The organism is Cryobacterium levicorallinum (genome assembly GCF_004402405.1).
In the GTDB taxonomy this organism is placed as follows: domain Bacteria; phylum Actinomycetota; class Actinomycetes; order Actinomycetales; family Microbacteriaceae; genus Cryobacterium; species Cryobacterium levicorallinum.
Map to the genome: position 1 here is coordinate 1 of NZ_SOFE01000015.1, position 25,430 is coordinate 25,430.

Consider the following 25,430-nt stretch of genomic DNA (forward strand, 5'->3'; position numbering starts at 1 on the left):
GCCAGCGCCCTGACGGGGGTGATTCCCGTTCCCGAGCTCATTGCCGCATAATCAAATCAGCTGACCCGCACGGTGACGATGAATTACACCAACCGGCGGGACGTGACCCTCAGCCATCTACTGATCTGACCCGGCGACCATCGTTTCGCAAGTTTCACCGCGACGATGCTTCGAAGAGCTGGGACCTCCTCGAAGATGCGGATCTTCGGCCGCTTGCGCTGCAAATGGGCTTGGTTATGAGCGAACCACGGCTGGTAGGTGCCGTCCGCCTTGCGGTTGCGTGCAATCTCTCGATAGACGCTCTGGAAGCTTTTCCCAATCCGGACAGCGATCCCTTTCACGGCCTCGCCTGCGGCGAGGCCGTCTCCGATTTCGATTCGATCGTCCTGAGAGAAATAGCGAGAACTAATGGGGACGCGTTCGACGACAGTCATACTGCCAGCATCGATGAACCACAACGATCCGCAACTGAGCGACACTCCGACCTGTCGGGCCGCCTCAGACCCCGACAGGCCCTGTCGAATCAATACGAAGTAACGACGCTTAACCGCTGCCGGCATCTTGTTCGGTGCAAATCTGACCATTGGTTTCTCCCTGCTCGGGATTCGCAACGACCCCTAGAAACTGCCCGCTCTCCAGGGGGCGGGACTGCCACGTTTGCATCTCCTCGACCACTTTGTCCGTGATGCGGGAGATGGTCTCTTTCGAGACTTGGGCGCCATAGATCTGGTTGAAGTGCGCGCTGATTTCCCCGGTCGTGAGGCCGCGGGCATACAACGACAGCACGACCTCATCGACCCCGCTCAGGCGGCGATGTCGTTTCGGCACGATCACCGGAGTGAACGTCCCGTCCCGGTCACGAGGCACCTGGATCGTCACCGGCCCGGTCGTGGGGCTGATCACTGTTTTGGTGAGGGTCCCGTTGCGCACATTCGTGTCGTCACGTTCGTGCGGGGCATGATTCTTCTCATGGCCGAGGTGCTTGGTTATTTCCTCGTTCAGCGCGGTCTCGAGAAAGGTTTTGGTGAACTGGCCCAGCAGCCCATTGGGACCATCCAGGGTCAGGCCCTGCTCTTTCGCCGGGCGCACCCATTTCTTCGCCGCCACCGCCTCACGGGTCGGATCAGATTTCGTCTTCTTCGTCACAGCATCAAGAGTCTTCATCACGGCACCTTTCCCGCCAGACCCACGTTAGCGCGTCAGGCCGGAAACACGATTTAAGAGACAGTTCCTCTCAGAGCGCTGGTCGCGAACGAGAGGCCCTGAACTGTGGTGATAAATACACATCCCGGCAGTATGGCCTCAAAGTTCCGGAGCGCGACGGCCCTGGGGGTGAGTTGGTCCCATCGAACTACACGCCCTAGACGGGTTATTTGCTACTCGGTAGAATGGGACAATGGGGATTTTACGGTACGGCTCGTCTGCAACGGATATTGACTTCGATGACCGTGCCCTTCATCACTTACAGATTGTGATTGTGGCGAAGTTGCGCAGGCGAGAGAGTTTCATTTTCAGCTGGGTTGCAGATAAGAATACAGGGAGTGGTCGGACAAGTATTTGGTTGGATCCCAGTAGCACCCTCATTTTTCTTTTTTCTGGTAACCGAGCTTCCACAATAAACCGTGCCTGGATAGATATTCTGATGCTCTCAGCCAATAGCCCAGGTGGCATGTTTTTCAGCGCCGAACCAGACATGGCCAACACGACGCCGTTATCTGCAACTGTCCCGGCTGGACACCGGCGCTAACGGGTATGTTTGCATTTTCAAGCTGCACCAGCTTCAGGTGTTCACGATGTTCTTTGTCATCAACTCTGTGAAGAAATGCTTATGACTGACATGATTTCTGCCCCCTGGGAAGCTTCCCTGACCCAGGCTGAGCACTCGCTCATTTTTTACTTTCTGGCCCTCACCGGATCAGCTCTCTTGTTCGGGCTAGCTCGAACATGGCTAACTCGCGGGGAGGTTGGCGCCCGGTACCGGACCGCGGTGGTGGCGCGATCGGGTATCATGATCGTCGCGACGCTATCGTACGTTTTTATGGTGCTAGCGTTCACTTCCGGATATGACCACGTTGGGTCGTTGTGGGTTCCGAATTCGGAAGCGATCATGACTATCGCTCCCCGATATGTGGAATGGTCCATCGCTGTCCCACTGTTATCAATTGAACTGCTCTCCGTCGCAACTCTCAGTGGCGTATCAGCTCGCCGAACTCGCCTCGCAGCCGTTGCGGGAGCATTTCTCATGATCTTCACCGGATTTCTCGGCGCGGTCGTCATCGGCGACGGTCGCAGCGTGGGCTCTCTCATTATCTGGGGCGCTATCAGCACCGTGTTCTGGATCATCACAGCGGTAATACTCATTCGAGCTATTCGCCATTCGTTGCCTCAGCTCACCCCGGAAGCTGCAGCACTACTCAAAACAGCGACAATCTTCCTCATGTCCGGGTGGGCGGTATACCCGCTGGCCTACCTGATTCAGATTCTCTTTGCCGGCGGACTCTGGACAACGTCGATCCACATTATTCTTTGTACGGCCGATATCGTCGTGAAACTTGGCTTCTGTGGTCTCATCCACCGAATAGCCAAACTACGCACGGCAGAAGATGTCCGAGCGGGCGTAGATATCCACACAGAAGCAATCTGGATCTCGTCCGTCAAACAATCTGACGCCGGTATCCCCACCGTCGTGTATCTGCCCGAAGGCGAAACCATTCATCAGCGTCGCCCAAAACCTTCCGACAGCAATGCCACCGCCAGTTCCTCCGCACGTCAGTGGACTGACGATTTTCCCCCCACAGATCTCTAACCGACGAGGTACTACAGCACCGTCCAATTCAGACCGTCTTATTAGATACCCGCTCATATCGTAAGCACCCGCACTCGGGTAACGACCATTCACGCCCTACTCCGTGCGAACTACGCACGAATAAGCCGGTACGCCTCAGCGGTCATTCGAGAGAACCGTGACGACTCATGAGAAGACTTCACTCTGTCTGCACTACACAAATACGCCGCGCGCAGGGTACGAATAAAATAAATGGGGCATAACGGTAATTCGAACAAGTACCGTTTCGGGATACTCAGTTGCCCAGGAGCGGGACCTCGACACCCTTCTGAGTATTTGCAGGTTTGAGGGCCAGTCAAGATTGCTTCCGGGGGCCTGAGATATTGGCGCCCGGCGCCAGACTGTCGCGCGGTCGGCGGCCGCTGGCGCCCGACCGCGCGAGCGGTTATGCTGTAACCTTGCCGACGGTGTGTTCTCGCATATTGTGGCCGCCGGTCTCAACCCAGATGGTGTTGTGCACGATGTGGTCCATGATCGCATCGGCGTGAACCCCAAAGCCAAGGCGCTGGTGCCAATCCTTCTGGGTGTATCGGGTGCAGAACACCGTTGATGCCGACTGAAAACAGGGCCAAAAAAACGCCCGGTGCAGGGCACGGGTGGCCCGCCTTTTTCACCCAGTCAGGCGATACGGGATACCTCAACTCGGCGCATGCGCCCGTGCAACCGCCTGCTGGCGAGCGGCGTTTAGAAGCCAAGGAATGGTGTGAACCGCTGACTGTCAGGTAGCAATGATCGCAGCGGGGGTTTCTAGTTGCGGATCGTTCACGCACGCACCAATGGCATTAGGCACGGTGCAAGAAGCGTTTACTTCCGCCCCGCCGCCCGTATACGGGACGGCGACCGGGACACCCGCTCGGACGAAAAGCGCCAAAGACAATCCGCGTAGTTCCGCGGGCGCCTAATTCCCGTAAGCCCCGTCCGAGAAAATGCCCGGTGAAGGGGGGCTAAACGGTACACTCCTGAAGCATGACCAGCATGCTTATCGGGTACGCGCGCGTATCCACCAACGACCAAGACCTCACCGCCCAAAAGAACGCCCTCGCCGCCCTCGGAGTCTCGGTCGAGAAAACGTTCACCGATCAAGGCCTGACCGGAACGAATCGGGCCCGACCAGGTCTTCGCGAAGCATTAGCGGCATGCCGGGCCGGCGACACTCTCGTCGTGACCAAGCTCGACCGGCTGGCACGATCGCTTCGCGACGCGAAAGACATCGTCGACGACCTCACCCTTCGTGAAGTGAAACTCAGCATCGGTGGTTCCGTTCATGACCCCACCGACCCGGTCGGAAGGCTCCTCTTTAATGTGCTCGCCATGGTCGCTGAATTCGAAGCCGACCTTATCCGTGCCCGCACCCGGGAAGGCATGCAAGTCGCCAAAGCGGCCGGTCGCCTTAGAGGTAAACAACCGAAACTATCCAAGGCGCAGGAGAAGCACCTGGTCGAGGTCCACCAACGCGGCGAACACACCACCGCGCAAATCGCTGAACTTTTCAGCGTCGGAAGGTCCACGGTCTACCGAGCAATCCAGCGCGCCGGAGACACCGCCGCCTGAATGTGCGTCGTGCAGAGGAGTACGGAAAAGCCAGTGGTTACACTCGCCTGCACAATCCCGACCATGATTCGAAGGTGTCCCGGTCACCGTCCCCCTTACGGGCACCGGAACTGGAATCTCGATCACACAGTGTGGGGACTCAACTAGGCTCGCAGAACATGAGCTCCAATTACTACGTGTACGTCTACATCGATCCGCGCAGCTACGAAGAGTTCTACTACGGAAAAGGCAAGGGGTCTCGCAAAGACGCCCATCTCTCGGATGTCAGTGACTCCGCAAAGGCCGCTCGGATCAAAGACATCCAAAATGAGGGTGAGCGACCCATCATTCGCGTCATTGCTAGCGGCCTGACTGAACACGAGGCCTTGATGGTCGAGACGACCCTCATTTGGAAGCTAGGCCGGACCCTCGACAACATCGCCTCCGGACACTTCGTCTCACGCTTCCGGAAACCGAACACGTATCACAAGGAACTGGCTCACTTCGACTTCGAGAACGGCATCTACTACGTCAACGTTGGAGAGGGTGAGACCCGCAATTGGGATGACTGTCGGAAGTTTGGCTTCCTAACCGCTGGCGGCATTAACCCAACGTGGCGCAAGCAAATCAGTTCGCTTGTAGAGGGTGACATCGTGGCCGCCTACCTGAAGGGGCGTGGATACGTCGGCGTTGGTCGTGTGCGGCATCGCGCAGTTCCCTATTCACAGTTTCTGTACGGTGGCGTTCCCCTTGGAGCCCATGACCTCGTTCAGCCCAACCTTTCTCATGACGCCGCCGATTTGGAGACTTGCGAATACATCGTGTCGGTGGACTGGAGGGTGACTGTCCCACGTGAGGAGGCCAAGCGAATTAGCAAGAAGAAAGGGCACTACGCACCGCAAAGAATCCGCGCCTCGCTCGACGATCAGCCTGTCACCATCGCGTTTGTGGAAGAGACTTTCAACGTGGACCTTAGGAGTCTGGCCGATAACGGCTGACGTCAACTGACCTTCAGATGTACCCCGAGCAGGAATGTCAGACCTCGCGCATAGCGTTCCCCCTACGGGGATGGAGGTTCGTCGGTGGCTGGAGCGAGGCGTGCACGCGAGTACGAACATTTGTGCAGAAGACTTCGAAAAATGACACTGATCAGTTTCGTCATTTCTGCTCCCGGAGTGTCTCATAACCAATGGTGAGTACCACGGTTCAGGCATACGGTTATGCGACGTAGTTATGAGAATCGGCGCCGCCGCACAATTCCGGCGAACGCGCAGGGAGTCGAAACATGGGCGTGAGACGTCTTGTATCCCTAGGGTTTCGAGACAGCCGTTTCGTGGAATGGCGGAGTTTTCCAGGGCAGGGCAGTTGTCGCGACCGCAGTTGATGCCACGGTCGCGTTTACGCCGGCACGACAGTGTGCTTATGGGCCGAGAAATATTTCCGTCGTGAGGGGGGTGTTCGATTAACTGGCTGCGGCCGGTGGCCACTATGCGATCGCGGACATCGCAGGATCGAATAGGCCGCTTTTTGGCCTCCGGGCGAGGCACATCAAGGGCGACTTCTTGGCAGGTTCCTCTGACGAGTCAGACTACGGTGCTGACCAACGGGTGATAGCGGCAGCTAGCATAATTCTGCCGCATCACCGTGGGTCAGCATCCGCAGCCTGACAGGTGTTGTTCGTATCGGGCTAGATGAAGCTGTGTCGCGCGAGGCAGTCGAGGTAGTAGACGAAGGCTTCGTCGTTTACGTCGCCAGTTTTCATCGAGTAGTAATTTTGGTCAGTTTCTGTTCCAGTCTCTCTGTATCCGGTCAGCGCGGTCATGTACGTCGTTAGGTGGTCAGACATCCCATAAACCTTGGCACCAGTGACGAGGCCGTCTTCTTGCTCGAGCACGATGGAGGTGCGTTGGCCCACCAAATGTTGAGTGTTTAGAAGGTTGTATGCCAGCCAAGACGCGTCTCCAAGAGGCGCCGTTCCAAGATCGTCAGTGTCACTGCCCGAAGTTTCTTGAAGGAAGAGTCCCCGCCAGCTTTCATCGTACGTATCAGGACCAACATCTTTCATTTCCTTCTCTTCTGCGCTGTACAGGCGGGATAGGACGTCCGGATGAGTGATCGTGTAGAGCGAGTAGATCAAGTCCTCGCGGACTTCTCCATCGTTCGAATAGTCAGTGCGTGTAATGGCCTCGAGCGGGATTTCATATGCACAAAAACCCTGTTTCAAGTGTTCTTCAACGGCGTCCGTTGTCCATCGCTGAGGATTGGTCTTCTTCCACCGTGCCAGGAGGTCTGAACGGTCGTCAGCTTCGTGATTGTCCATCAATTGGGTAGTCCGAAAAAGGCGTGCATTGCGGGGGTGCGGTTGCTCGGGTGGAAGTGTGCGAATTTTCCGCGACCGCCCGAATCGCGCTCAGGTCCGACTGGGGCCAGGCCGTTTTTGATTCCTTTCGCAACTGCAAGCGCGCCGGCCTGGCTGCGAGACCACGTGTCTTTCCCCCCGCGGCCCCATGTGATGGCCGCGGAAAGCGACATACCATTTGCAAGTACGAGTTTGCCGTTTAGAATCATCGCGCGGAAATGTTGGTAGCTTGATCCCTTTTTATTGAGGGCATCGATTGCGTTAGTGGCTGCGATCCACGTAACACCAGCGACGATGACAACTGCAGAAGCCACCAGGAGTGTTTTCAAGATCTCTAGAGCGATAGGTATTCCCAGAACCAGTACTGGCACGAAGGCGGCATAGCCCACGTCATCGGCATATGATTCTGTCTCACCAGTGGCCAGGTCTGTCATGGTGAACGAGGTGGCTTCGTCGTTCAACTCTTGTATCTGGATGGAGTAGTTGGCGTTGTAGTCGGTGTCGATGCTCCCTAGAGAAAAAAGAGCGCTACTGTCCTCAAACGACAACGTTGTCAGCGCCGTGACAGGTTCGCCAGATCCCAAATCCGATGTCGTCTCGACTGAGATTTTAGTGAGCGAGGCGTCCACGTCTTCCAGTGTCAATCCTGCGTCGTTGAAAGCGGATTCAAGCTTTTCCTCGTCAACCATCCCGCTGCCTGAAGCTTCTACCGGGGCAGAGCTGGTCTCTGCGAACGCGGGCGAGTAAGCGAATCCAGAGAGCAGCAGCGCCGCTACGACTCCGATGGCGATCTTTTTCATTGATTGTCTTCCTTTGATTGGTGAGCGATCAGTGCGGACAGGGTGGAATCGGGTTTAGCTACGCCGAGCAAGCATTTCAAGATTTGATTCGAGGTCATTGCTGCAGCCGCTGACGTCCCGGTGACAAGCTGCCGGACCCCCCGTGCGGTCGACCGCGGGAATGTCTTCACCGGGTGCGAAGTAATTCACATGGTCAATAGCCGAGAAGCTTGATGGATGGCCCGCGGCATCTAATGAGCCGACGGAAATAACTCCCGGGTATCGGGCGGGGTAGCCCGCCCCCATCCCTTGGTTGTTTCCAGCAGCCGCGACCACCACGATTCCCGATTCAACGGCGCGTTTCACCGAGTCACGTAAGGCCCGGGTGTCCGTCCCGATCGCGATGCTGACGTTAATGACGTCCACCTGGTCCCGGATAGCTTGCTCTATAGCGTCCGCAACGTCCTCCGCCGACGCGGTTCCTGCAGTGAAGACGGAGTAACTAATCCAAGTGACTCGATCGGCCCACGCAGGACAGCTATCCTCATCGATTCCTGCTGCGATCGATGCGACTAAAGTGCCGTGCCCTTGGTCGTCGGCGTCAGTATCGAAAACATGAAAACAGCTAAAGTCGACGTTTTCATCGTTGAGGCCGCTATCGACGAGAGCGATCGCGACTGTGTCTCGAACCGCCGGCGTGATCGATGCCGATGAGCAACCTATCAAGAGAAGTGCTGTGACGACAATGATTGACGTCGAAAGGAACGCGGGGCGTCTGCGGGGACCCCCTCGGAGAGAGGTCAAAACATGCGTTGCGTTGACTTCACGCGCGGAACGATTACCCCGGGCAGTGGTTCATTAAATGGCTGGTCTCGCTGGCGATACGATCCACCCGCCCATTTTCGAAACATCATTTTCCCCCCGATGCTCACGAACCAGATGTCGTGTGAAACTCAGATTGGCGGAGATAAAGTGCGGCGTCAACTCCATCCGGAAATAGTCAACGGAATTTTCATGTTGGCGACGATTAAGCGGCTATTTGAGTTCCGTCCTCGCCCAGCATGGGCATCTCTCTTTTTTCGATGTCGGTGAGTACTGAGTATTTGAGGACTTGAGCACCCACTCAATCGTTCGGTTCAGCACCTACCGGTATCAGTCCCTCGACCGTGTGCGACAGTCTGTCATTTACAGCCATGCCGACTTCTACAGATCCGACCATCTCGTCATTCAGTGGGCGAAACCCTGACGCCCGACGAGCGGGTCCAACTACTCCAAATCGTCAAAGGGACGGGGACGAGCAGCTCCGACTGAGAAGGTTCCACTCCGCGCTTGTGGGCACGCCGAGGGGCGCCGTCCCTTGGTTCGTCAGCTCGCGGAGGATCTCGATGTCGCTCCTGGCACCGTCGCTAAGGCGTACAAAGTGCTTGAATCCGAGGGCTACCTCACTGCCCGCACTGGCGGAGTAACCCGGGTCAGCCGGAGCACAACGACGTCGCTCCCAGTGTTGGAAGCCCCTCGCCAACTTGCCAAGACCAGCACCCGTGCAGGCACTGGCCTGGACGGCACCATCCGCATCCTCCGTGCGATCTCGCACGAAGAATACTCCGAACCGGGACCGACCTGATGCGCTCTCAAGGCTGCCCGCACCCATGGAGATCCCCTCTACTCTCGAGTCTTCCACACATAGAAATGCCTGTTCCAGGTCGACCAGGCTGCCCCAGTTCTCACGACTGTGGTGTCTCATAACTGACCTGTTTCGTATCGCATGGGTTTCGAGACGCAGGAGCTCAGACCATGTGCGCTCACGCCAGGCTCCATGTGCGCAAGGATCGCTAGATAATGACTGCGCATTCCAGCCCAATCGACCGAGCACAAATGCCATATTCGCGGGGCCACCGGGAGCTCCGTCGGCGGATTCATTCACCCAACTGCCCGAGGTTAATGAGCGCGGCGACCGCCCACACGCAACCGTTGGAGTTGACGTGTCGGCGCGTGGGCGCAGCCTCCCCGGTTAGCGCTCAACCGACGCATAAGCGTGGGCCGTCTGCGGCACCGGCAAGGCCCGGTGTACGAGGCCTAACACTGGATCGGCCGTGACGGGGATCGGGTCGCTCAAGACGCCGACGAATTCGCCGTCCACGATGTTGATGAAGCCGAGCAGCACCCAACCACCGTCGGTATCCTGCAGCAGTCGGGAGGCGTAGAGGTCGGTTCGGTCAAACAGGACTGCGGCCGAGAAGTCCACGCGTTCGAGTCGGGCATCGACGGGGAGGCTGTATATGCCGCCGAGCTCGCCGGCTGCTCGTCGTTCTGGTGACAGTTCCGCGACCCCGCAACAAAACAGGAGGATCGGTACGCCGTCGACGATCTCGAATTGGAATACTTCTTGTTGTCCGAATCCTTGGTCGGGCTGGCTGAGAGGCGGTTGCACCGTCCAGGTATGAAGGTCCTCGCTGGTGGCGTGGCCCAGCACTCCGCGCACTCGCGGGTCACCGACGTTCGCTCGTGCGGTGATCAGCATCTGCCAAGTTCGCTCCCCGGGGAACCGGAATACCCACGGGTCGCGCCAAGCCTGATCGTGCCAGAGCGTCAGATCCAGTTGCTCGTAATAGGAGGGATCGGCTTCCACGAGCGCGTTGGTGGAGACTTTCGTCCAGGTGAGCAGGTCAGGAGAAGTCGCTGCGCCCACGCGTTGAACCTGCGTATCCTCCGCGCGGGAGGTGCCGGTGTAGAACATCCACCAGAGCCCGTCGTCGGCCTGCACGACGGAGCCTGTCCAGGTGGTGCCGTCGTCGAAGGCGGGGGAGTCGGAGACAATCAGGGCGTCTTGGACGACAGTCCACGTGGTGAGGTCCGTACTGATGGCGTGGCCCACGATTGGGTGCCGGTGCCTTCGGTCGGGATCGCCGAGCGCTTTGCTGGCGTGCAAATAGAAAGCGTGCGTGAGCCCGTTGACCTGCACGTACCAGGAATCCCAGATCCATTTATCGGGTAGTTGGAGCGACATGGAATAGACCTAACCTTTCACACCGCTGGAGGCGATGCTGTTGACGAATGAACGTTGGAAAGCGATGAATAGTGCTACCACGGGCAAGGTGATCAGCGTGGAGTACGCCATCACTTCACCCCAGGACACGTTGAGTTGGAAGAAGTACTGCACGCCGACCATGACCGGGCGTAGTTCCTCGGTTTGCACCACCATGAGCGGCCATAGATAGGAGTTCCAGGCGGGTAGGAAAGTGAGGATCGCGACCGTGGCGATGGCCGGGCCGGAGAGCGGCATGATTACCTGTCGGTAGATGCGGAACCAGCCGGCGCCGTCCATCCGTGCGGCCTCGTCGAGTTCCTTCGGGATGGATTCGAAGTACTGGTGAAACAGGTAGATCGAGAAGGCGTTGGCGATGAAGGGGATGATCTGAACGTGGTAGGTGTCGATCCAGCCCGTGGTGAAGTAAAAGCCCAATTCGCTGAGCTCGAATGAGGGCAGTTGGTTGACCCACCAGACCAGCGGCAGGGCGAGGGTCTCGAAGGGGACAATCAGCGTGGCGATGATAAGCGTGAGGATCACGGATTTGCCTCGCACACGCATCCGGCTCAGCGCGAAGGCCGCCAGGCTGTTCACCAGAATTCCCGCAATTACGGTGATCGCCGAGATGCCAATCGAGTTGACCAGGAATCTGGCTGCTGGTACACGGTCAAAGACGGCAGCATAGTTGTCCATCGAGATGTTGCCGACGGGAAGGAACGCCGCGATAGAGGATAGGTCACCAAATATTTGCTGGTCGGGCTTGAGCGATGACACGAACATGAACAGGATGGGAAAGAGAAACAGGACGGCCAGACCGACCCGCAGGAGCCAGCCGCCGAGGTCGAGCGAGCGTTTCTTCTTTGTCGTGGACCGGCCCAGCACGGCGTGAGGGGTGACCGCCGTGGCCACTTCTGCGATGGCCACGATTAAATCTTCTCTCTGCTTAAGAAGCGCTGCGCGACCGAGATCAGCAGCACGATGATGAAGAATACGAGCGAGATCGCGGATGCATAGCCGGTCTCCTGTTGGGCGAAGCCGGATTCGACGGCTTCGTAGACCACTGTGGTGGTGGAGTTGAGCGGCCCGCCTTGGGTCATCACGCTGATTTGGGTGAAAAGGCTGAGCGCTTGGATGGTGATGGTGACGAGGATGAGGCTACGGGTGGCGGATAGGCCCGGCCAGGTGATGTACCGAAACCGCTGCCACCGAGAGACTCCATCAAGGTCGGCGGCCTCATAGAGGTCGGCGGGAATGGTCTGTAGCCCGGAGAGCCAGATGATCATGTGGAACCCGACGCCCTGCCAGACCGACATCAAAATGATTGCTGGCATCGATGTTGAGGTGTCGTTGAGCCAATCCGGCCCCGTGACCAGCCCGAAGGTGACCCGGTCGAGGATGACGTTGATGAGACCGTCTTGGCGGTACATGAACAGCCAGAGCAGAGAGACGACCACCATCGAGGTGACCACCGGCAGGAAATACACCGTGCGAAAGAAGGTGGTGCCCTTGACTTGCTTATTTATCAGGATCGCCATCACCAGTGCAAGGCCGGCCTGCATAGGCACGACCACGAGGGCGAAGTAGCCCACGTTGAGCAGCGCCCTAAAGAAGGTGGGGTCCGTGAGTAGCCGGGCAAAGTTGTTGAACCCCACGAAGGTGGCCGGGTAGGGCGAGATAAGCCGGGCGTTGGTGAAAGCAAGCCCGAAGGCGAGGATGGCGGGGACGAAGATAAACAGGGCGAGCAGGATGACGGCGGGGGCTAGCATCGCCAGTCCCGCTCGTTCTTCGCTCTTGCTCGTGCGGTCGCGCTTCACGTTTCGTGTTCGCGTCGGTACCGAGACCGCTGTCGCTGGCGGTCGTACGATCGTGGGGGTCATAGGGGGCTTCCTGAGCGAAAGGGGGCGCGTCGAAAGGACGCGCCCCCGCGGTCGACTTACTTCTGCGTGTAACCGCCGTTGGACTTGATGTTGGCGTCGATGGCTTTGACCGCCGCTTCAAGGGTCTGCTGTGGGTCACCGCCGTTGATGATGTCCTGCGTGGCCTTGGTGAATTCCGTCGCTATGAACGGGTATGCCGGGGTTTCTGGACGTAGCACTGCGGACTTCGCCGAGAATTCGCGGAAGATGGCGAGGTTGCCGCCTTCTTCGAATCCGGGCACCAGCGCGGCGGCGGCATCCGTGGCTGGGATGGTGGCTGTGGCCACAGAGATGGCTGCGATGTTCTCGGGGGAGAGCGAGTAGGAGAGATAGTCCATGGCTGCCTCCGGGTTGGCGCAGCCGGTGGTCACGCCCCACTGCCAGGAGCCGCCGCCAACTTTGCTGCCTTCACCCAGGTCAATGGAGGGCATCACGGCTAGGTCGTCGCCGATCGCTTCCGTGTTATTGGTGGCGGCCCAGCTGCCGCCGTACTGGATGGCGGTGACGTTGTTCTGGAAGTCGAGAGCCGGATCCGCTCCGCTCTTGGTGGCGATGTAGTCGTTGGTCGCGAGCGACTGCATCCACTCAGCCCAAGCGAGGGCTTCGGGCCCGTTGAGCACACCGTCGGCGGACTGGTACTCACCGCGGTCGATGAGGTCGCCTCCAAAGGACTGCAGCAGCGGAGAAAACGCGTAGGGGTACCACTCGCCGACGTCGCCGGTGCCAATGTCGAGCGGGTTTTTCCAGTTGCCTGTGGCCTTCAGTGTTTTCAACGCGTCGGAAAACTCTTCCTGAGTCCACGGCTGATCGATCGTAGCCACGCGGATACCGGCATCAGCGAGCACCGACTTACGGGCGAACATCGCCAGAGCCACGTCGTAGTGACCCACCGAATAGGTCTCGCCGTTCCAGATGCCCAGAGTACTGGGCAGATTCTCGCTGAGGTCCACGCTCAAGTCGAGCGGTGTGAGGTATTTGGCCCACGCCCAGTTCGGAACGTTCGGACCGTCGATATCGACGATGCAGGGCAATTTGCTGGCGGCAGCGGCGGCCACCACCGAGTCGTTGTACGACGCCTGCGGGAACGCCTGCAGCTTCACGGTCGTCTCGTCCTGGCTCCCGTTGTAGCCGTCGACGACGGCCTGCACCGCAGCGAGTTCCGCAGTGTTACCGCCGTTGTGGGTCCAGATAGTTAACTCTCCGTTATTACCGTCCGAGCCGCCGGTGGGGCCGCTTGCGCAGCCGGTCAACGCGGCGACGAGACCCGTGACGAGTACACTCGCAACGACCAGGCGCTTCTTTGCGTGTCGCATTTTCATTCCTTCTTGTTGGTGGGTGGGGAGTGCATCGACGCAGGCGCCGATCAACGCGACCGTTACAGCGGCCGCGAAAAATAGGAGGTTGGCTCGCCGCCGCGTTACCGCAGGGGCGGGCCCACCGACTGCCTTAAAACGAGCGGGCAGTGCATACGAATCTGTTCCGGCGGCGAGTCTGCCTCGCCCGCCAGCTCGGCCGCGAGCCGCTCAGCGGCCCAGCGGCCCATCTCGTAATGTGGCAGCGCGATAGACGTGAGGCCGGGCAGGAGAGCATCGGCCAAGACCTCGAAATTGTCGATGCTCACGATGCTCAGGTCGTGGGGGATAGCCAGGCGTGCGAGGTGCGCCGCTTGGTAGGCACCCATGGCGATCCGGTCGTTGAAGCAGAACAGCGCAGTGGGTCGGTCGGGGCGTGCGAGCAGCCGGCTTGCGGCGTCGCGCCCGGGACCCGTCATGGACTCGCTCAAGGCAATCAGAGACTCATCGAACGGGATGCCATGCTTCGCGAGAGCGGCCCGGTATCCAGCCAAGCGACCGCGGGTGGCCGGAATATCGTCAATATTGTTCAAGTAGCCGATACGCCGGTGTCCCGCCTCGATGAGGTGATCCATAGCAGTGAGGGCCGCGCCCTCTTCGTCGGGCACAACCGAGGACAGATCGCTACTCTCGTTCGAGGCGTCAAGAAAAACCGTGGGAACGCCGCTAAGCGCCGCGGGCAGCTCGACGGCTTGGTGATACATGCGGGCATAAATGATGCCGTCCACCCGGTGCTGCAGCAACGCATCAATGCCGCGAGCTTCGAGCTGGGCATTGCGGTTGGAGTTGACGACCATAAGCACCTGATCATGCGCCGCGGCCGCGTCTTGAGCGCCGAGCAGCATATTGCCCGCGTACGGCGTGGTGGAAATCTCATCGCTAACGAAACCAATGATTTGTGAGCGCTTGCTGCGCAGACCGCTGGCGAGGCGGTTGGGCGTGTAGTTGAGGCTCTCAGCCACCGAACGCACGCGCTTGCGGGTAGCGTCACTGAGCTGCCCACCGCCGCTGAGCGAGTGTGACACGGTCGTCACAGAGACACCGGCCGCGGCCGCGACCTCTCGAATACCCACACGTTTGCTCATCGTTGAACCAATCCAAAAAACGTTTTTGTCGACGGTGGATTGAGCTTACATAAACGTTTTTGTTATTGTCAAGTGCTGCGAAAGAACGCATGCGCCTGTAGAAGCGCATGGCGCTCTTGCTCAGATCGGCTGCTGTGCAGAATTTGCCGATCGACTAATTGCGGTTACCGTGGCGACCTCACCAGGGCTCGGGCCATTTGGCCTGACCACGGTCCAAGCTGACATAATCACCACTATCGGCCGTGGTGCAAAGCGCGGACGTGTTCATTGACAGCCACAAGTGAAATACCGCACGGCCTCAAGGGGCAGTCGGTCTCATAACCTATGCGTATTAACTTGCGGGTCGCGAGACGGCAGGATGATGCGCTCGTGACGCCCTATCGCCGCCCGAAAACCGAGGCTGCCCTGCCCACATTTTGCCCACAACTCTCCAAAATCATTGTGATTCTAGAGCCCCGCCGATGATCATAGATCGTTGATTTTATGCGGGAATTGGGCCGTTGCCGGGCGCTGATTGGGACGGAGATTGGGTTCAAATCCCACCGGTACCGCCACGAAAAACCCCCTACATCCCAGTGTTTCACTGGGGAGTAGGGGGTTCAGTTTTGCCCAAATGGCCGTTTGCCCACACGGTGCCCGACGTGCGGCTTAACGGGGTCTTCGAGATGAGTGCGCCCGGATTGGGTAGTCGCTACGCCCGTTACCGTAGCGACTACCTAATCCGGACGCGGGCACCGTGATGCGGCGTGACACAGGGACATCGTCGCGGTCAGTGACCCGGCCGTCGATTTCGTCGTCCATTCCGCGCAGAGCGGCGAACCCTCCGTTTCATGTCGCCACACACTACAGCTCGAACGCTCGCTGACCAGTGTCTTCAAGAGCATGACGGCCTCCAGAAGTTCTGGAACCTTGCTGTTCCATTGCTGAGTTTCTTAGTGCTACGGAACAACTGCATCCCATTCAAAAGGCATGGAACGCCCTTATTCCATTGAGGTCGATATGCTCATCAATGACCTGGTCGAGCTCATCCGCCTGCGCCGAGCCGAACTCAGTCTTTCGCAGACCGACGCTGCCGAGCAGACCGGCACCACCAGGCAGTGGATATCGCGCCTGGAGAAGGGCAAGAACGACATCGGCACCGCCCGCCTGCTCGCGGTCCTCGACGGCTTAGAACTAAACCTCGAGATCCGGCCGCCGCGGCTCGACAGCGCGCCGAAGCTTGTCGGTGAAGGCATCTGGCGGCAGTCGCTGATCGCCTCGGATACGGTCGGCGTGATTCTTCAGATGCGCGAAGACTCCACGGGCGGATTTGCTCGCACAGCCAGCGTCGATCCCGAAGGGTTGGCAGCAGGGCGTCGACGCATCCTCAAGGCAAGCCTGAAACTTACGCAGCGTCGTGCCGCCGCGAACACGATTCCAAATACTCACACCAACACGAAGCCAGACCCCGACAATGCCTAGCCTCGACGTGTATCTTTACGGCGCCCACGTAGCCGAGCTCGAGATGCTCGCCCCCTTGCAGTACCGCCTCACCTACAACGCAGCGTGGCTGGACGACCCAAACACGATGACGGTCAGTCTGTCGCTGCCGGTTGGAGCTGCGCCGTTCTCGGGAGCGACGCTCACGTCGTTCCCGACAACCTGCTCCCCGACAATGCCGACGTTTGTGAGCGGTGGGCTGTCCGGGCAGGGCTGGCCACAGCTGAGCCGTTCGAGCTGCTGCGCGCATATGGCACCGACGTGGCCGGAGCCATCCAATTCGCCGACCCGGGCAGTGATCCAAACCAGAGCAGCACTAGCACCGGTGAACCGATCAGCGATGCCGAGATCGCTGCGCGAATCCGCGCGATCTGAGAGGACGACACCAGCTGGCAAGATCCGGACCGGGATACCGGCTATTTCCCGCTCGGCGGCGCCCAGGGAAAGTTCTCGCTCGGCAACGCCGGGCGGGGCTGGTACGAGCCGACTGGCAGCCACCCGACCACCCACATTTTCAAGCCCCTGGTACGTGGCCAGAAAGAGGGCGAGCTTGTCGAGTTCATCACCATGACAGTCGCCCGGATGGCCGAGATCAACACTGCCACTGTGGAACTCGGCATGTTCGACGGTGAGCACTCCCTCGTCGTTGAACGCTTCGACCGGCTGGCTGTCGATGCTGGTGCTAGCCCGGGCGCAGTCCCGACTATCGTCCGCGTTCATCAGGAGGATCTCGTCCAGGCTACGGGTGTCACCCGACTACAGAAGCACGAGAACCGCGGCGGCCCCGCGTACAGGGACGTGCTGCGTCTCCTTGATGCGCACGTGCCGGACGAACGCAAAGCCGCCTCGAAGCTGACATTCGTCCAAGCCCTCGTGTTCTCCTGGATGGTTTTGAATACCGACGCCCACTCCAAGAACTATTCCGTCTTCATCGGCCCTGACGGTGTCGACCTCACTCCGTTGTACGACGTGAGCAGCTTCATCCCGTATGCCCGGCGAGCAGATGACGGACGCCCCCGGACCGACTCGGCCTTCCGCAACACGAACCTCTCGATGCGCATTGTTGCGGACTATCCCGCTGGTCGGCAATCCTGGTTCGAGTGGGGCTCCGTCGCCCGTGAAGCCGACCTCAGCCGTGTACTGGTTACTGACTGGGCGAGCGCGGTCGCGGATTCCGTACCACAACTGATCGCCGCTGCTGCGTCGTCGTTGCTGTCGCATCTGCAGACCGACATCGTCGCGCGGTTCGTCGAACGCACGCCCATCCGTGCAGCCCAGGTGGTCGCGGCCATCGCTCGCTGAGCCGCCTCTGGGAAAATGAGAGGTCGCGACTGTTATGTTTGCACGCTAAGGCGTGCTGTTTGCCCACAATTCACCGAAATCATGGTGATTGACGGCCAGCCATCGGACCGCGATCCTTCTTCGGGTAGCATCCAAGCGATGGCCATTTGTTGGCACCGCTCGGCTCACGTTCTCGCGGCTCACGTAATCGGCGCGGCGAATCTACATGCCCGATGCTTCGTCCCGGCATCGTCTCTCACCTGCGAGATCGCAGATGGATGTGTCTACCCCTCGATGATGTCGAGCGTGCTACGACGATGCCGGCATTGTGGCGTTCGACGATGAGTTGGCGTTCATGCCTCCGCGTTCATCGTCCGCGACACCCGCGGGTAGCGCCGCAACCGGGAATCTAAGTCGAGTCTCGAAGCCTTCACCGCATCAAACGTTCCTGTATTGCCCGCTGAACCGCGAGATGAGCCTAATCGAGCGGGATGACCGGCGCGCCTCAAACCAGCATCTTCCTTGCTTCGCTCAAACATTCCTCGGCTTGCCCAGTTGACGTGAAGCTCACGCTCCTGTTGAATGACTTCAGAAGAGGAGTAATCCTCGCTTCGCATCGTCAATACGTTCCCGCCGCGGGTTCCGGTGCGCAGGGCCGCAAGGTAGATAAGACCTTCACGAAAATTTCGTGGAGGTCTTTGTCATGACTGTCCCCCTGTGGGCGTGGTTCGCTGTTCTGGGTGTGATCCTGCTGATGCTCGCCGTCGACCTGGTCGCCCACCGCAAAGCTCACGTGATCGGTGTGCGGGAAGCCGCCGTCTGGTCGATCGTGTGGGTGACTCTCGGTGTCGCGTTCGGCGTGCTGGTGTGGATGCTGTGGGGGGCGGAAATCGGGCAGCAGTACTTCGCTGGCTACCTGATCGAGAAATCCCTCGCGGTGGACAACGTGTTCGTCTGGGCGATTATCTTCGCCGCTTTCGCGGTCCCGCGTGAGTACCAGCACCGAGTGCTGTTCCTCGGCGTCCTGGGCGCCCTGATCTTCCGCGGGATTTTCATCGCCGCCGGCGCCGCGCTGATCGAGAACTTCTCTTGGATCCTGTACGTATTCGCCGCGTTCCTGATCTACACCGGGTGGCGGATGTTCCACTCCCGTAACGACCACGTCCACCCCGAGAAATCCCGCATCCTCAAGGTGTTTCGTCGGTTCGTGCCGACGACCGACGCATACCACGGGCAGAAGTTCCTGATCCGCAAGGCAGGAATGCTGGTGGCGACCCCGCTGCTGGCCGTGCTGGTGCTGGTGGAAATCACGGACATCATTTTCGCCGTTGACTCGATCCCGGCTATCTTCGCCGTCACGAGCGAACCCTTCCTGGTCTTCACCGCGAACGCGTTTGCCATCCTGGGCCTTCGGGCTATGTACTTCTTGCTGGCGGACCTGATCCATCGGTTCATTTACCTCAAGATCGGACTGGCGTTCGTTCTGATCTGGGTGGGTATCAAGATGCTGCTCCTGGATGTCTTCTATATCCTGACCACGATGAGCCTGGCAGTGGTCGTGACCATCATTACGGTGTCCATCGTGGCCAGCCTCCGCGCTACCCGCGGTCAAGGCCGACGCGAAGTGCATGCCGAGGCGGCAGGGGTGTTCCGGATCGCCACCGACGAGGAACTTGCCGCGGCCGAGCTGGTCTTCCGCCGCAGTGGACGAGTGCCTGTCGGTAGCACAAAGGATCGCTCCGATGAGTGACGTGGATCCCGCGGTGGGCATGGCCCCTAGCTAGCGATCGCCGGGATGATGGCACCCGAGAAGACTTGCCAGGCCAGCACGGTCTTCGCCACCAGGCTCAAGGTGATGTAAGTGCGTTCGCCTTGGAGGTAACTTTTCCATTTGCCGACCTGCTTGTACTGCAGCCACTGGTTAACAGCGAAGGTATTGAAAAACAGGAACAGCGAAATCACGATGCCGACGACGAAGCCGGGGGCCGCGACGTCACTGACGCTGCCTGGACGCAGGAAGTAGATCAGAATCAGGATCCACGGCACGATGCCGACCATCGACCCGAAGATGAAGGGCAGCCGCCCGCCCGAGCCGGGCTGTTCGTATTTCTCCTGCAGCGCACCGAACAGGATCATGGCCGCGTTGACGGCGAAAACGGCGAACAACGCACCGATGTCGGTGGCCCCGTTGATTGCCAGGATCAGCCAGATCATGATCGACGAGCTGAGGGAGTACTCGACCCATCGAAAGTAGTTGTGGTTGTTCTGCAACCCATTCTTGTAGCGCGCAAAGAACCAGGGACTTGAGATGAGGAAGTGGAAGAAGGCACTGAGGGCCAAGAACGCGACGACGCCGACACCGATGTTCACTTCGAAGAGCGTGACCCGTTCCGGTGGAATCGGAACTCCGGGAGGGCCAGCCAGGTAGTCCGCCGTCACGGCGAACAGAACCTGCGAGCTCAGCATGGTGAGAATCACCGCAAATCCGGCGGCTTGGAGCAGGTGCAGACTTCCGGCAACAACGTTATAGATCCGCAGCCGATCGATTTGCTCGTTCGGTGAGTAGACCCTTTTGGACATGAGACGGCTCCTTCGTTCGTGGGGGCTAGTGCCCTTGAGGACATCTTGGCACCGCCGAATCCACTATCGGGTTCGAAGAGAAAAAACCGGGATGAGGCTGGCCATTTCTCCAGCTGTGGCGTGCGTCCTGTCTCGCGAACGATTGTTCAGAACCACCGAGAGGGATTGCCCATGATTTCAGCATGAGAACGATGTGGCGGCCGCGGAACGCGACGGCGTGCAGCACCTGATCTGCACCAGCGTTGCCACGGACAGGGATCACCTGGGCTTTGCCCTGGCACATCGGTGGACAGATCGACGTATTCAGGGCTACGCACTGCGTTGGACGATTTTGCGCCATGGCCTTTACGCCGAGTTCTTCGGATCGCTGCTGGCGCCGGCCGAAGGTGTGATCACGGCGCCATTTGGTTCCGGTGCCGCGGCTGTGGTGACTCGCGCTGACTTGGCGGAGGCAGCGGCCAATGTGGCATCCGACCCGGATCGCCACATCAATCGTGTGTACAACCTGGTCGGGCCGCGCGACGTCACGGCCGACCAGATCGCCAGGGCGGCCGGTCTGGTCTATAAGCCAGCTTCTCTTGGTCGTTACCGCGCGCTGCTTTTGACGAGAGCGGACTGCGGCCCTTCCAACCGGCGATGCTCCTATCGATCTACTCGAGCGCGGCGTACGGTTTTCTCTCTCGCACGAGCACCGACCTTGGAGGTCTCTTCGGCCGTAGCCCGAGCGACCCCGAACACACCATCGTGCGCGGGCTGGAACAGTCGACTATTGTTTGACGCCCAGTGCGTCCCGCTGAGGGTTCCCCTGACAGGCTGAAGGCGGGCGCTGCAGGCAGTCCGCCACTCTGGTCGCGCGCGATCTGAACATGTCGCGCGCAACTCTGTATCGCAGAATCTCCGAACTCGGAGCGTGAAGTTCGAGCAAACCAGTTGAAATTTGAGAGCGATGGTTGAAAATCAAGCCCACCGGGATGCGGCGTGCGGTGCTACTACAGCAGTAGTGCGGGCAGAATGCACCTCATACATTGCTGCTGTCACACCGCCACGGGCACTGGTCGACTCCGGGGGGGGGGGGGGGGGGGGGGGGGGGGGGGGGGGGGGGGGGGGGGGGGGGGGGGGGGGGGGGGGGGGGGGGGGGGGGGGGGGGGGGGGGGGGGGGGGGGGGGGGGGGGGGGGGGGGGGGGGGGGGGGGGGGGGGGGGGGGGGGGGNGGCATTCGGCTGCCGAAACACGTGTACGCCAACGGGACACCGGAGTGCGCGGGATGTGGCGGAATAATGGACGCTGACGTGGTCACGACTACCACGTTGGAAGGCACCAAGTCCGAGTTGCGGGCTGTCAGCCGGGCCGTCCCTCGTTCATTCGACCCTATGATTCCGCCGGCAGAGACTTCGAGGTGTCCAGGCCTAGAAAAATGAGTCCACGTTCTCACCGCTACTTGCAACTCTTTGCAAGAGGGTAGATGAGCGGACAATTTCAGACTGATTTAGGGCAGTACCTACTGGGGCATTTTTTTTCAAACGATCCACCCATCTGGGTTACAAAATATATGGGCAATTGGGTTCCAAACGGGGCGGCGAACTTTACTATAAACATATGAGCGACCTACCTCTGCGGGGTTTTACGAGATCCTCCGCGCGTATTGCCCTGCCCTTTGGCCTGATCATTGCTCTGGTGAGCCTGCTCGTGTTCGTACCGGTGACGCCGGTCTTTGCAGCCGGGTCGCCCACGGGCGCTGTTGCGGATGCGTGGCCCGCTAGTTGGAACAGCTATCGCTTCAGCGACGGTACGTCTGTTCGCGATACGAACACCGACCAAAACCCTCCTTACACTGATCTTGCCAGCGGAGCGTGCACTGGTGCCTGCGTGGGGTCTGAAGCAACGGTGCAGTATGCCGCGACGGGCACGACAGCTTTCTTTCGCACCCGACTGGCGACCAATCCCGCCGACAACACCAAAGGCGGCCTGTTTGGCGGAGCCTTCCTGACTGTCCTGGCCGTCAACGACGTCGTCAAGGCCGTCGTCGGCGTGAACGGCAAGGAATCAGCAAAGGACTTCGTGTATGTCACGGACTCGGTTGGAGGAACAATCTCGACCATCTACACCTACCCCTTCGACAATGCCGGGGGGCAAACCTCCGGCGGGATGCGCGTGGTCCCGGCGGGAGACGGCTCAGGACAGTATTTCCTCGACTACCAGGTACCGTTGAGCTATATCACGGCGATCTCGGGCAACACCATCACGGCGTCGACGCCGATTAAACTCTTTTACGGCTCCTCGGCGGCAGCAAACCTCTCGGTCATCAATAAGGACTTCATGACCGGAAGTGCAGTCAACTTTGCAAACCTGTCGACGGTGTCGTTTTCGCCCGCTTCACTGGCCGTGTCCGCGGGAGCAGTAATTGCATCTGGCAGCAACCCGCCCACTGAGGGTGCCACCAGCTCATACTCCGTGACCGTGTCCGCCTCGAACCCCGGCGGAGGAGCGCTCAGCAATGCTGCTGTGACGATTCCTGTTCCATCAGGGGTGACCGTGACCTCGCCGTCGACAGGAGTCGGATCAATCACAGGCTCGCCGCTCGTCTGGACGATAGGTAGCCTTCTGCCCGGACAGACCGTCACTGCGACGTTCACCGCATCGGTAACGCCGAGCGCCGGTGACGTTGGAGCAAACTACACACTCGTATCAGCGCAGTCTGGAAGCGGCACCGACACTCCTTTCTCCGCGACCCGCACAGCAACGGGCGGGGCGATTCTGGTGGGTCCTGTCGCAGCTGCGCCGGCTCCGGTGGGCAGCTACACGGTGAGTTTCAGCTCTGCTGTGGGTAGCCCGGTTGCGGATGAGACTGTGGTTGAGGGTGACCTGGCGACGAACCCGGGGGAGCCTTCGCGCGCCGGCTATACCTTCGATGGGTGGTTCACGGCTGCTGCGGGTGGCAGTGAGTGGGATTTCACGACTCCGATCACGGGTGACACCACTCTGTTCGCGCAGTGGACGGTGGTCTCGATCGTCGATCCGCCTGCAACTTTCACCGCAATGTTCAATTCGAACGACGGCATCGGGTCGATGACAGCACAGTCGGGGTCGGCTTCGGGCACGCTCATGCTGAACACGTTCACGCGTGCCGGATACCTTTTTAGCGGCTGGAATACGGCGGCCGACGGGTCTGGTGTCCCCTTCGCCGACGGCACCCACTTCCCCTTCACCTCGAACACCACTTTGTACGCACAGTGGACCCCTGCTTCAGGGCCGGTCGATGAGAGTCCTGATATCAAGATCTCGCTGAATTTGGATCTCGTGGCGGGTGACCGTGTCGGAGGAGCGCCGGCATATGTCTCCGGATACGACTTGCTTGAAGGATCTACGTACACCGTGACTTTGCGGTCAAATCCTGTCGTGCTTCTTCGAGGCACTGTCGGCAGCTCAGGGATGTTCAACACGACCGTGTTTATGCCTGCAGGCGTGACCCCAGGTCAGCACACGCTCACGCTTGACGCAGTTGGTGTCGATGGGGTTGCGCGTAGCCGCGTCGTCTACATCACCGTCGGTGCCGAAGGAACAGCGATCTACGTCTCAACCATCGAGGCCGAGACTGGTGACCTTGCAGCCACTGGTGTGGATGCAGGACCGCTTGGACTTCTCGCACTGATACTGCTTGGGCTCGGTGCCGTCTTGATCCGCCGCCGAAACCGGACCGTCTGCTAGTGGAGGTCCCGCAGCCGCAGACGCGGCTGCGGGACCTCTTCTCGAACAAGACGATTCGAAATCTTGAAACGCGACGCCGGTGCGTGGCAACATAAACGGTCTGCAACGGCGTCAAGGTCGTCATCGAAGAGGTCTGCGGACGTGTCGAGGGTCATCGCCGCGGCGGCATGACCGAGCATTCGTTGCACCGCTTTGATCCGCGTGCCGCGGCTTACCCGGGTGCCCATGAGGTGGAGGAGCTGGAAGACCACCTGCGTGAGCAGATCGAAGACCCGCTAGCCAACGGGCTCGACCACGACCACGACCACGCGTTCCTCGTGGCGATCAAGCGGCTGGGCAACCTCGACGCCATCTCCCGGGAATTCGCCCGGGAACACTCCGATCGGCTCGGGACGCAGCTAGTGCTCGTGCCAGACGACGCCGACGCCACCCGCGCGCCGGCCTGGCGCGAACTTGCCGTGGTGCGCGGCATCGCCCTGGGGTCGGGGCTGGCCGTCAAGGCCGGCCTGACGGTTTACGGGGTGTGGGCTGCTGTCGTCCTGGTGATATTCGCGCCGGTGTTCGGCTTCGCGTGAGCGCTGCAGACTGATCGAAGCGGATGCCCGGGTCAGCCCAGCTTCGTCAGTGCGGTCATTGACATCGACGAGGATTGACCGTTCTGGCAGGTCTGGTACAGCAGGTCGAAGCCGCGCGGCAGATCGGTGGTGGTGGCGGTGGCCTGGTTGAGCATCGCCACGATGCCCTCGACCCGGTAGGTGCCCGCGCGCAGCCCGGTCAGGGTGATGAGTGTGCCCGGCTCTTCGGGAAAGTCGCGCCCGCCGCACGACCAGTGTTCGGCGATCGTAGCCACACCGTAGCTGGCGGTGAGGTCCACGGAGCCGAGGCATGCGTCAAGTTCCGGGTACCAACCGGCGGCGTGCACGTGGTTCGTGTACCGATCGCGGATGATGCGCTCCTGTTCGATGCTCCAGGCTGCGACGGCGTCGGTAACGACCTGCCTGGCTTCGGCCAGGTCCTGGTCGACGCTCGTTAGCGTGTCGGCGGCCGGGAAGCCGAGCGCGGCGAGCCGAGCTGCGGCCTGGCGCAGTGCGATGCCCGCCGACAGCAGGTCGTCGTTCGGAGCGTGAGCCGCAGCATCCGTCGCCACTTTCAGCGCTTCGGTGGTGGGGCGGATGCGCACGGTCGCGTTTTCGATGGCCGTGCGAAGCGCAACGCGCGGCTCCTCGGTGAGTACCTTCCCGGCGCTGTCCGCGAGCAGGCGCCGAGCGTCAACGATCGCCGTCTCGGTCGCGCCAGCCAGGTCAGCGGTGGCCGCCTGGCGGGTGGCGAGGGAGGCAGAGGTCGACGTGTAGTCGGCCCAAGCGGTGGCACGGAGGGTGAACAGCGTGCCGCCGCAAATCAGGAGGGCTGCCGCAGCGAGGCCGGTCGCGCGGAGCATCCGTCGACGAAGCTTGCTGTCGCTGACCGCAGGGTTGGTCGGAGGAGTCCCCAT

Annotated in this window: 21 protein-coding genes and 5 pseudogenes; 12 read left to right on the top strand and 14 right to left on the bottom strand. The window is 60.1% G+C overall.

Annotation, left to right across the window (positions count from 1 at the left end):
* Positions 1–83: 83 nt before the first annotated feature.
* Together E3O11_RS09150 and E3O11_RS09155 are read right to left on the bottom strand one after the other, a co-directional pair.
* Entirely contained in the window at positions 84–434 is a 351-nt protein-coding gene (locus E3O11_RS09150) for a helix-turn-helix domain-containing protein (RefSeq protein WP_198415583.1), read from the bottom strand.
* 199 nt (positions 435–633) lie between these two features.
* Positions 634–1,164, bottom strand: a pseudogene (locus E3O11_RS09155) (transposase); the annotation flags it as partial.
* Between the two features lie 232 nt (positions 1,165–1,396).
* On the opposite strand from E3O11_RS09155, the gene E3O11_RS09160 reads away from it, so the two are divergent.
* Together E3O11_RS09160 and E3O11_RS09165 are read left to right on the top strand one after the other, a co-directional pair.
* Entirely contained in the window at positions 1,397–1,747 is a 351-nt protein-coding gene (locus tag E3O11_RS09160) for a DUF7882 family protein (RefSeq protein WP_241994684.1), read from the top strand.
* Between the two features lie 81 nt (positions 1,748–1,828).
* On the top strand, positions 1,829–2,806 hold the full coding sequence (locus E3O11_RS09165) for a bacteriorhodopsin (RefSeq protein ID WP_166787544.1): 978 nt from the start codon (positions 1,829–1,831) through the stop codon (positions 2,804–2,806).
* A 424-nt stretch (positions 2,807–3,230) separates the two neighbouring features.
* Here E3O11_RS09165 and E3O11_RS17610 read toward each other — a convergent pair.
* Positions 3,231–3,407, bottom strand: a pseudogene (locus E3O11_RS17610) (ATP-binding protein); the annotation flags it as partial.
* Positions 3,408–3,811: 404 nt separating this feature from the next.
* On the opposite strand from E3O11_RS17610, the gene E3O11_RS09170 reads away from it, so the two are divergent.
* Both E3O11_RS09170 and E3O11_RS09175 read left to right on the top strand, forming a co-directional pair.
* The gene (locus E3O11_RS09170) at positions 3,812–4,396 is read left to right on the top strand and encodes a recombinase family protein (RefSeq protein WP_092452076.1); all 585 of its coding nucleotides are present in this window, start codon (positions 3,812–3,814) and stop codon (positions 4,394–4,396) included.
* A gap of 158 nt (positions 4,397–4,554) precedes the next feature.
* Positions 4,555–5,373, top strand: coding sequence for a GIY-YIG nuclease family protein (locus tag E3O11_RS09175; protein WP_092452094.1), 819 nt, complete (start codon positions 4,555–4,557; stop codon positions 5,371–5,373).
* A gap of 689 nt (positions 5,374–6,062) precedes the next feature.
* On the opposite strand, the gene E3O11_RS09180 is transcribed toward E3O11_RS09175, so the two are convergent.
* From E3O11_RS09180 to E3O11_RS18725, 3 genes are read right to left on the bottom strand one after another with little or no spacing between them, the layout of a single operon-like run.
* A complete protein-coding gene (locus E3O11_RS09180) occupies positions 6,063–6,698 on the bottom strand; it encodes a hypothetical protein (protein ID WP_134379357.1) in 636 nt (211 codons plus the stop codon).
* Positions 6,695–7,534, bottom strand: a complete 840-nt coding sequence (locus E3O11_RS09185; protein ID WP_092452071.1) for a hypothetical protein — start codon at positions 7,532–7,534, stop codon at positions 6,695–6,697. Before E3O11_RS09185 ends, E3O11_RS09180 begins: the two co-directional genes overlap by 4 nt.
* Positions 7,535–7,588: 54 nt before the next feature.
* Entirely contained in the window at positions 7,589–8,317 is a 729-nt protein-coding gene (locus E3O11_RS18725; RefSeq protein ID WP_092452069.1) for a S8 family peptidase, read from the bottom strand.
* A 616-nt stretch (positions 8,318–8,933) separates the two neighbouring features.
* On the opposite strand from E3O11_RS18725, the gene E3O11_RS09195 reads away from it, so the two are divergent.
* The gene (locus E3O11_RS09195; protein ID WP_241977958.1) at positions 8,934–9,137 is read left to right on the top strand and encodes a hypothetical protein; all 204 of its coding nucleotides are present in this window, start codon (positions 8,934–8,936) and stop codon (positions 9,135–9,137) included.
* A 387-nt stretch (positions 9,138–9,524) separates the two neighbouring features.
* Here the strand turns inward: E3O11_RS09195 and E3O11_RS09200 are convergent, their stop codons facing one another.
* From E3O11_RS09200 to E3O11_RS09220, 5 genes are all read right to left on the bottom strand, one after another.
* On the bottom strand, positions 9,525–10,520 hold the full coding sequence (locus E3O11_RS09200; protein WP_092452065.1) for a glycoside hydrolase family protein: 996 nt from the start codon (positions 10,518–10,520) through the stop codon (positions 9,525–9,527).
* A gap of 9 nt (positions 10,521–10,529) precedes the next feature.
* A complete protein-coding gene (locus E3O11_RS09205) occupies positions 10,530–11,321 on the bottom strand; it encodes a carbohydrate ABC transporter permease (RefSeq protein WP_092452092.1) in 792 nt (263 codons plus the stop codon).
* A 146-nt stretch (positions 11,322–11,467) separates the two neighbouring features.
* Positions 11,468–12,418 (bottom strand): carbohydrate ABC transporter permease, encoded by a 951-nt coding sequence (locus tag E3O11_RS09210; RefSeq protein ID WP_092452063.1) that lies wholly within the window; start codon positions 12,416–12,418, stop codon positions 11,468–11,470.
* A 56-nt stretch (positions 12,419–12,474) separates the two neighbouring features.
* Positions 12,475–13,770: a sugar ABC transporter substrate-binding protein gene (locus E3O11_RS09215; protein ID WP_092452090.1), complete on the bottom strand. Its 1,296-nt coding sequence runs from the start codon at positions 13,768–13,770 to the stop codon at positions 12,475–12,477.
* Between the two features lie 104 nt (positions 13,771–13,874).
* A complete protein-coding gene (locus E3O11_RS09220; RefSeq protein ID WP_092452061.1) occupies positions 13,875–14,894 on the bottom strand; it encodes a LacI family DNA-binding transcriptional regulator in 1,020 nt (339 codons plus the stop codon).
* A 999-nt stretch (positions 14,895–15,893) separates the two neighbouring features.
* On the opposite strand from E3O11_RS09220, the gene E3O11_RS09225 reads away from it, so the two are divergent.
* The 4 genes and pseudogenes from E3O11_RS09225 to E3O11_RS09245 all read left to right on the top strand — a co-directional run bounded on the left by E3O11_RS09225 (position 15,894) and on the right by E3O11_RS09245 (position 19,404).
* On the top strand, positions 15,894–16,355 hold the full coding sequence (locus tag E3O11_RS09225) for a helix-turn-helix domain-containing protein (RefSeq protein ID WP_166787547.1): 462 nt from the start codon (positions 15,894–15,896) through the stop codon (positions 16,353–16,355).
* Between the two features lie 43 nt (positions 16,356–16,398).
* Positions 16,399–16,748 (top strand): annotated as a pseudogene (locus E3O11_RS18730) (HipA N-terminal domain-containing protein).
* Positions 16,749–16,859: 111 nt separating this feature from the next.
* A pseudogene (locus E3O11_RS09240) lies at positions 16,860–17,675 on the top strand (HipA domain-containing protein); the annotation flags it as partial.
* A 682-nt stretch (positions 17,676–18,357) separates the two neighbouring features.
* Positions 18,358–19,404 (top strand): TerC family protein, encoded by a 1,047-nt coding sequence (locus E3O11_RS09245; protein ID WP_092452088.1) that lies wholly within the window; start codon positions 18,358–18,360, stop codon positions 19,402–19,404.
* A gap of 26 nt (positions 19,405–19,430) precedes the next feature.
* Here E3O11_RS09245 and heR read toward each other — a convergent pair whose 3' ends face one another.
* Positions 19,431–20,234 (bottom strand): heliorhodopsin HeR, encoded by an 804-nt coding sequence (gene heR / locus E3O11_RS09250; protein ID WP_092452052.1) that lies wholly within the window; start codon positions 20,232–20,234, stop codon positions 19,431–19,433.
* Positions 20,235–20,870: 636 nt separating this feature from the next.
* On the opposite strand from heR, the gene E3O11_RS17615 reads away from it, so the two are divergent.
* A complete protein-coding gene (locus E3O11_RS17615; protein WP_166787548.1) occupies positions 20,871–21,011 on the top strand; it encodes a hypothetical protein in 141 nt (46 codons plus the stop codon).
* 779 nt (positions 21,012–21,790) lie between these two features.
* A complete protein-coding gene (locus tag E3O11_RS09260) occupies positions 21,791–23,938 on the top strand; it encodes an InlB B-repeat-containing protein (protein ID WP_139226671.1) in 2,148 nt (715 codons plus the stop codon).
* Here the strand turns inward: E3O11_RS09260 and E3O11_RS18150 are convergent.
* A pseudogene (locus E3O11_RS18150) lies at positions 23,935–24,144 on the bottom strand (hypothetical protein); the annotation flags it as partial. The gene E3O11_RS09260 and the pseudogene E3O11_RS18150 sit on opposite strands and share 4 nt — an antisense overlap.
* On the opposite strand from E3O11_RS18150, the gene E3O11_RS09270 reads away from it, so the two are divergent.
* On the top strand, positions 24,106–24,513 hold the full coding sequence (locus tag E3O11_RS09270) for a permease prefix domain 1-containing protein (RefSeq protein WP_166787549.1): 408 nt from the start codon (positions 24,106–24,108) through the stop codon (positions 24,511–24,513). The pseudogene E3O11_RS18150 and the gene E3O11_RS09270 overlap by 39 nt on opposite strands.
* 32 nt (positions 24,514–24,545) lie before the next feature.
* On the opposite strand, the gene E3O11_RS09275 is transcribed toward E3O11_RS09270, so the two are convergent.
* Positions 24,546–25,430, bottom strand: coding sequence for a hypothetical protein (locus E3O11_RS09275; protein WP_134495489.1), 885 nt, complete (start codon positions 25,428–25,430; stop codon positions 24,546–24,548).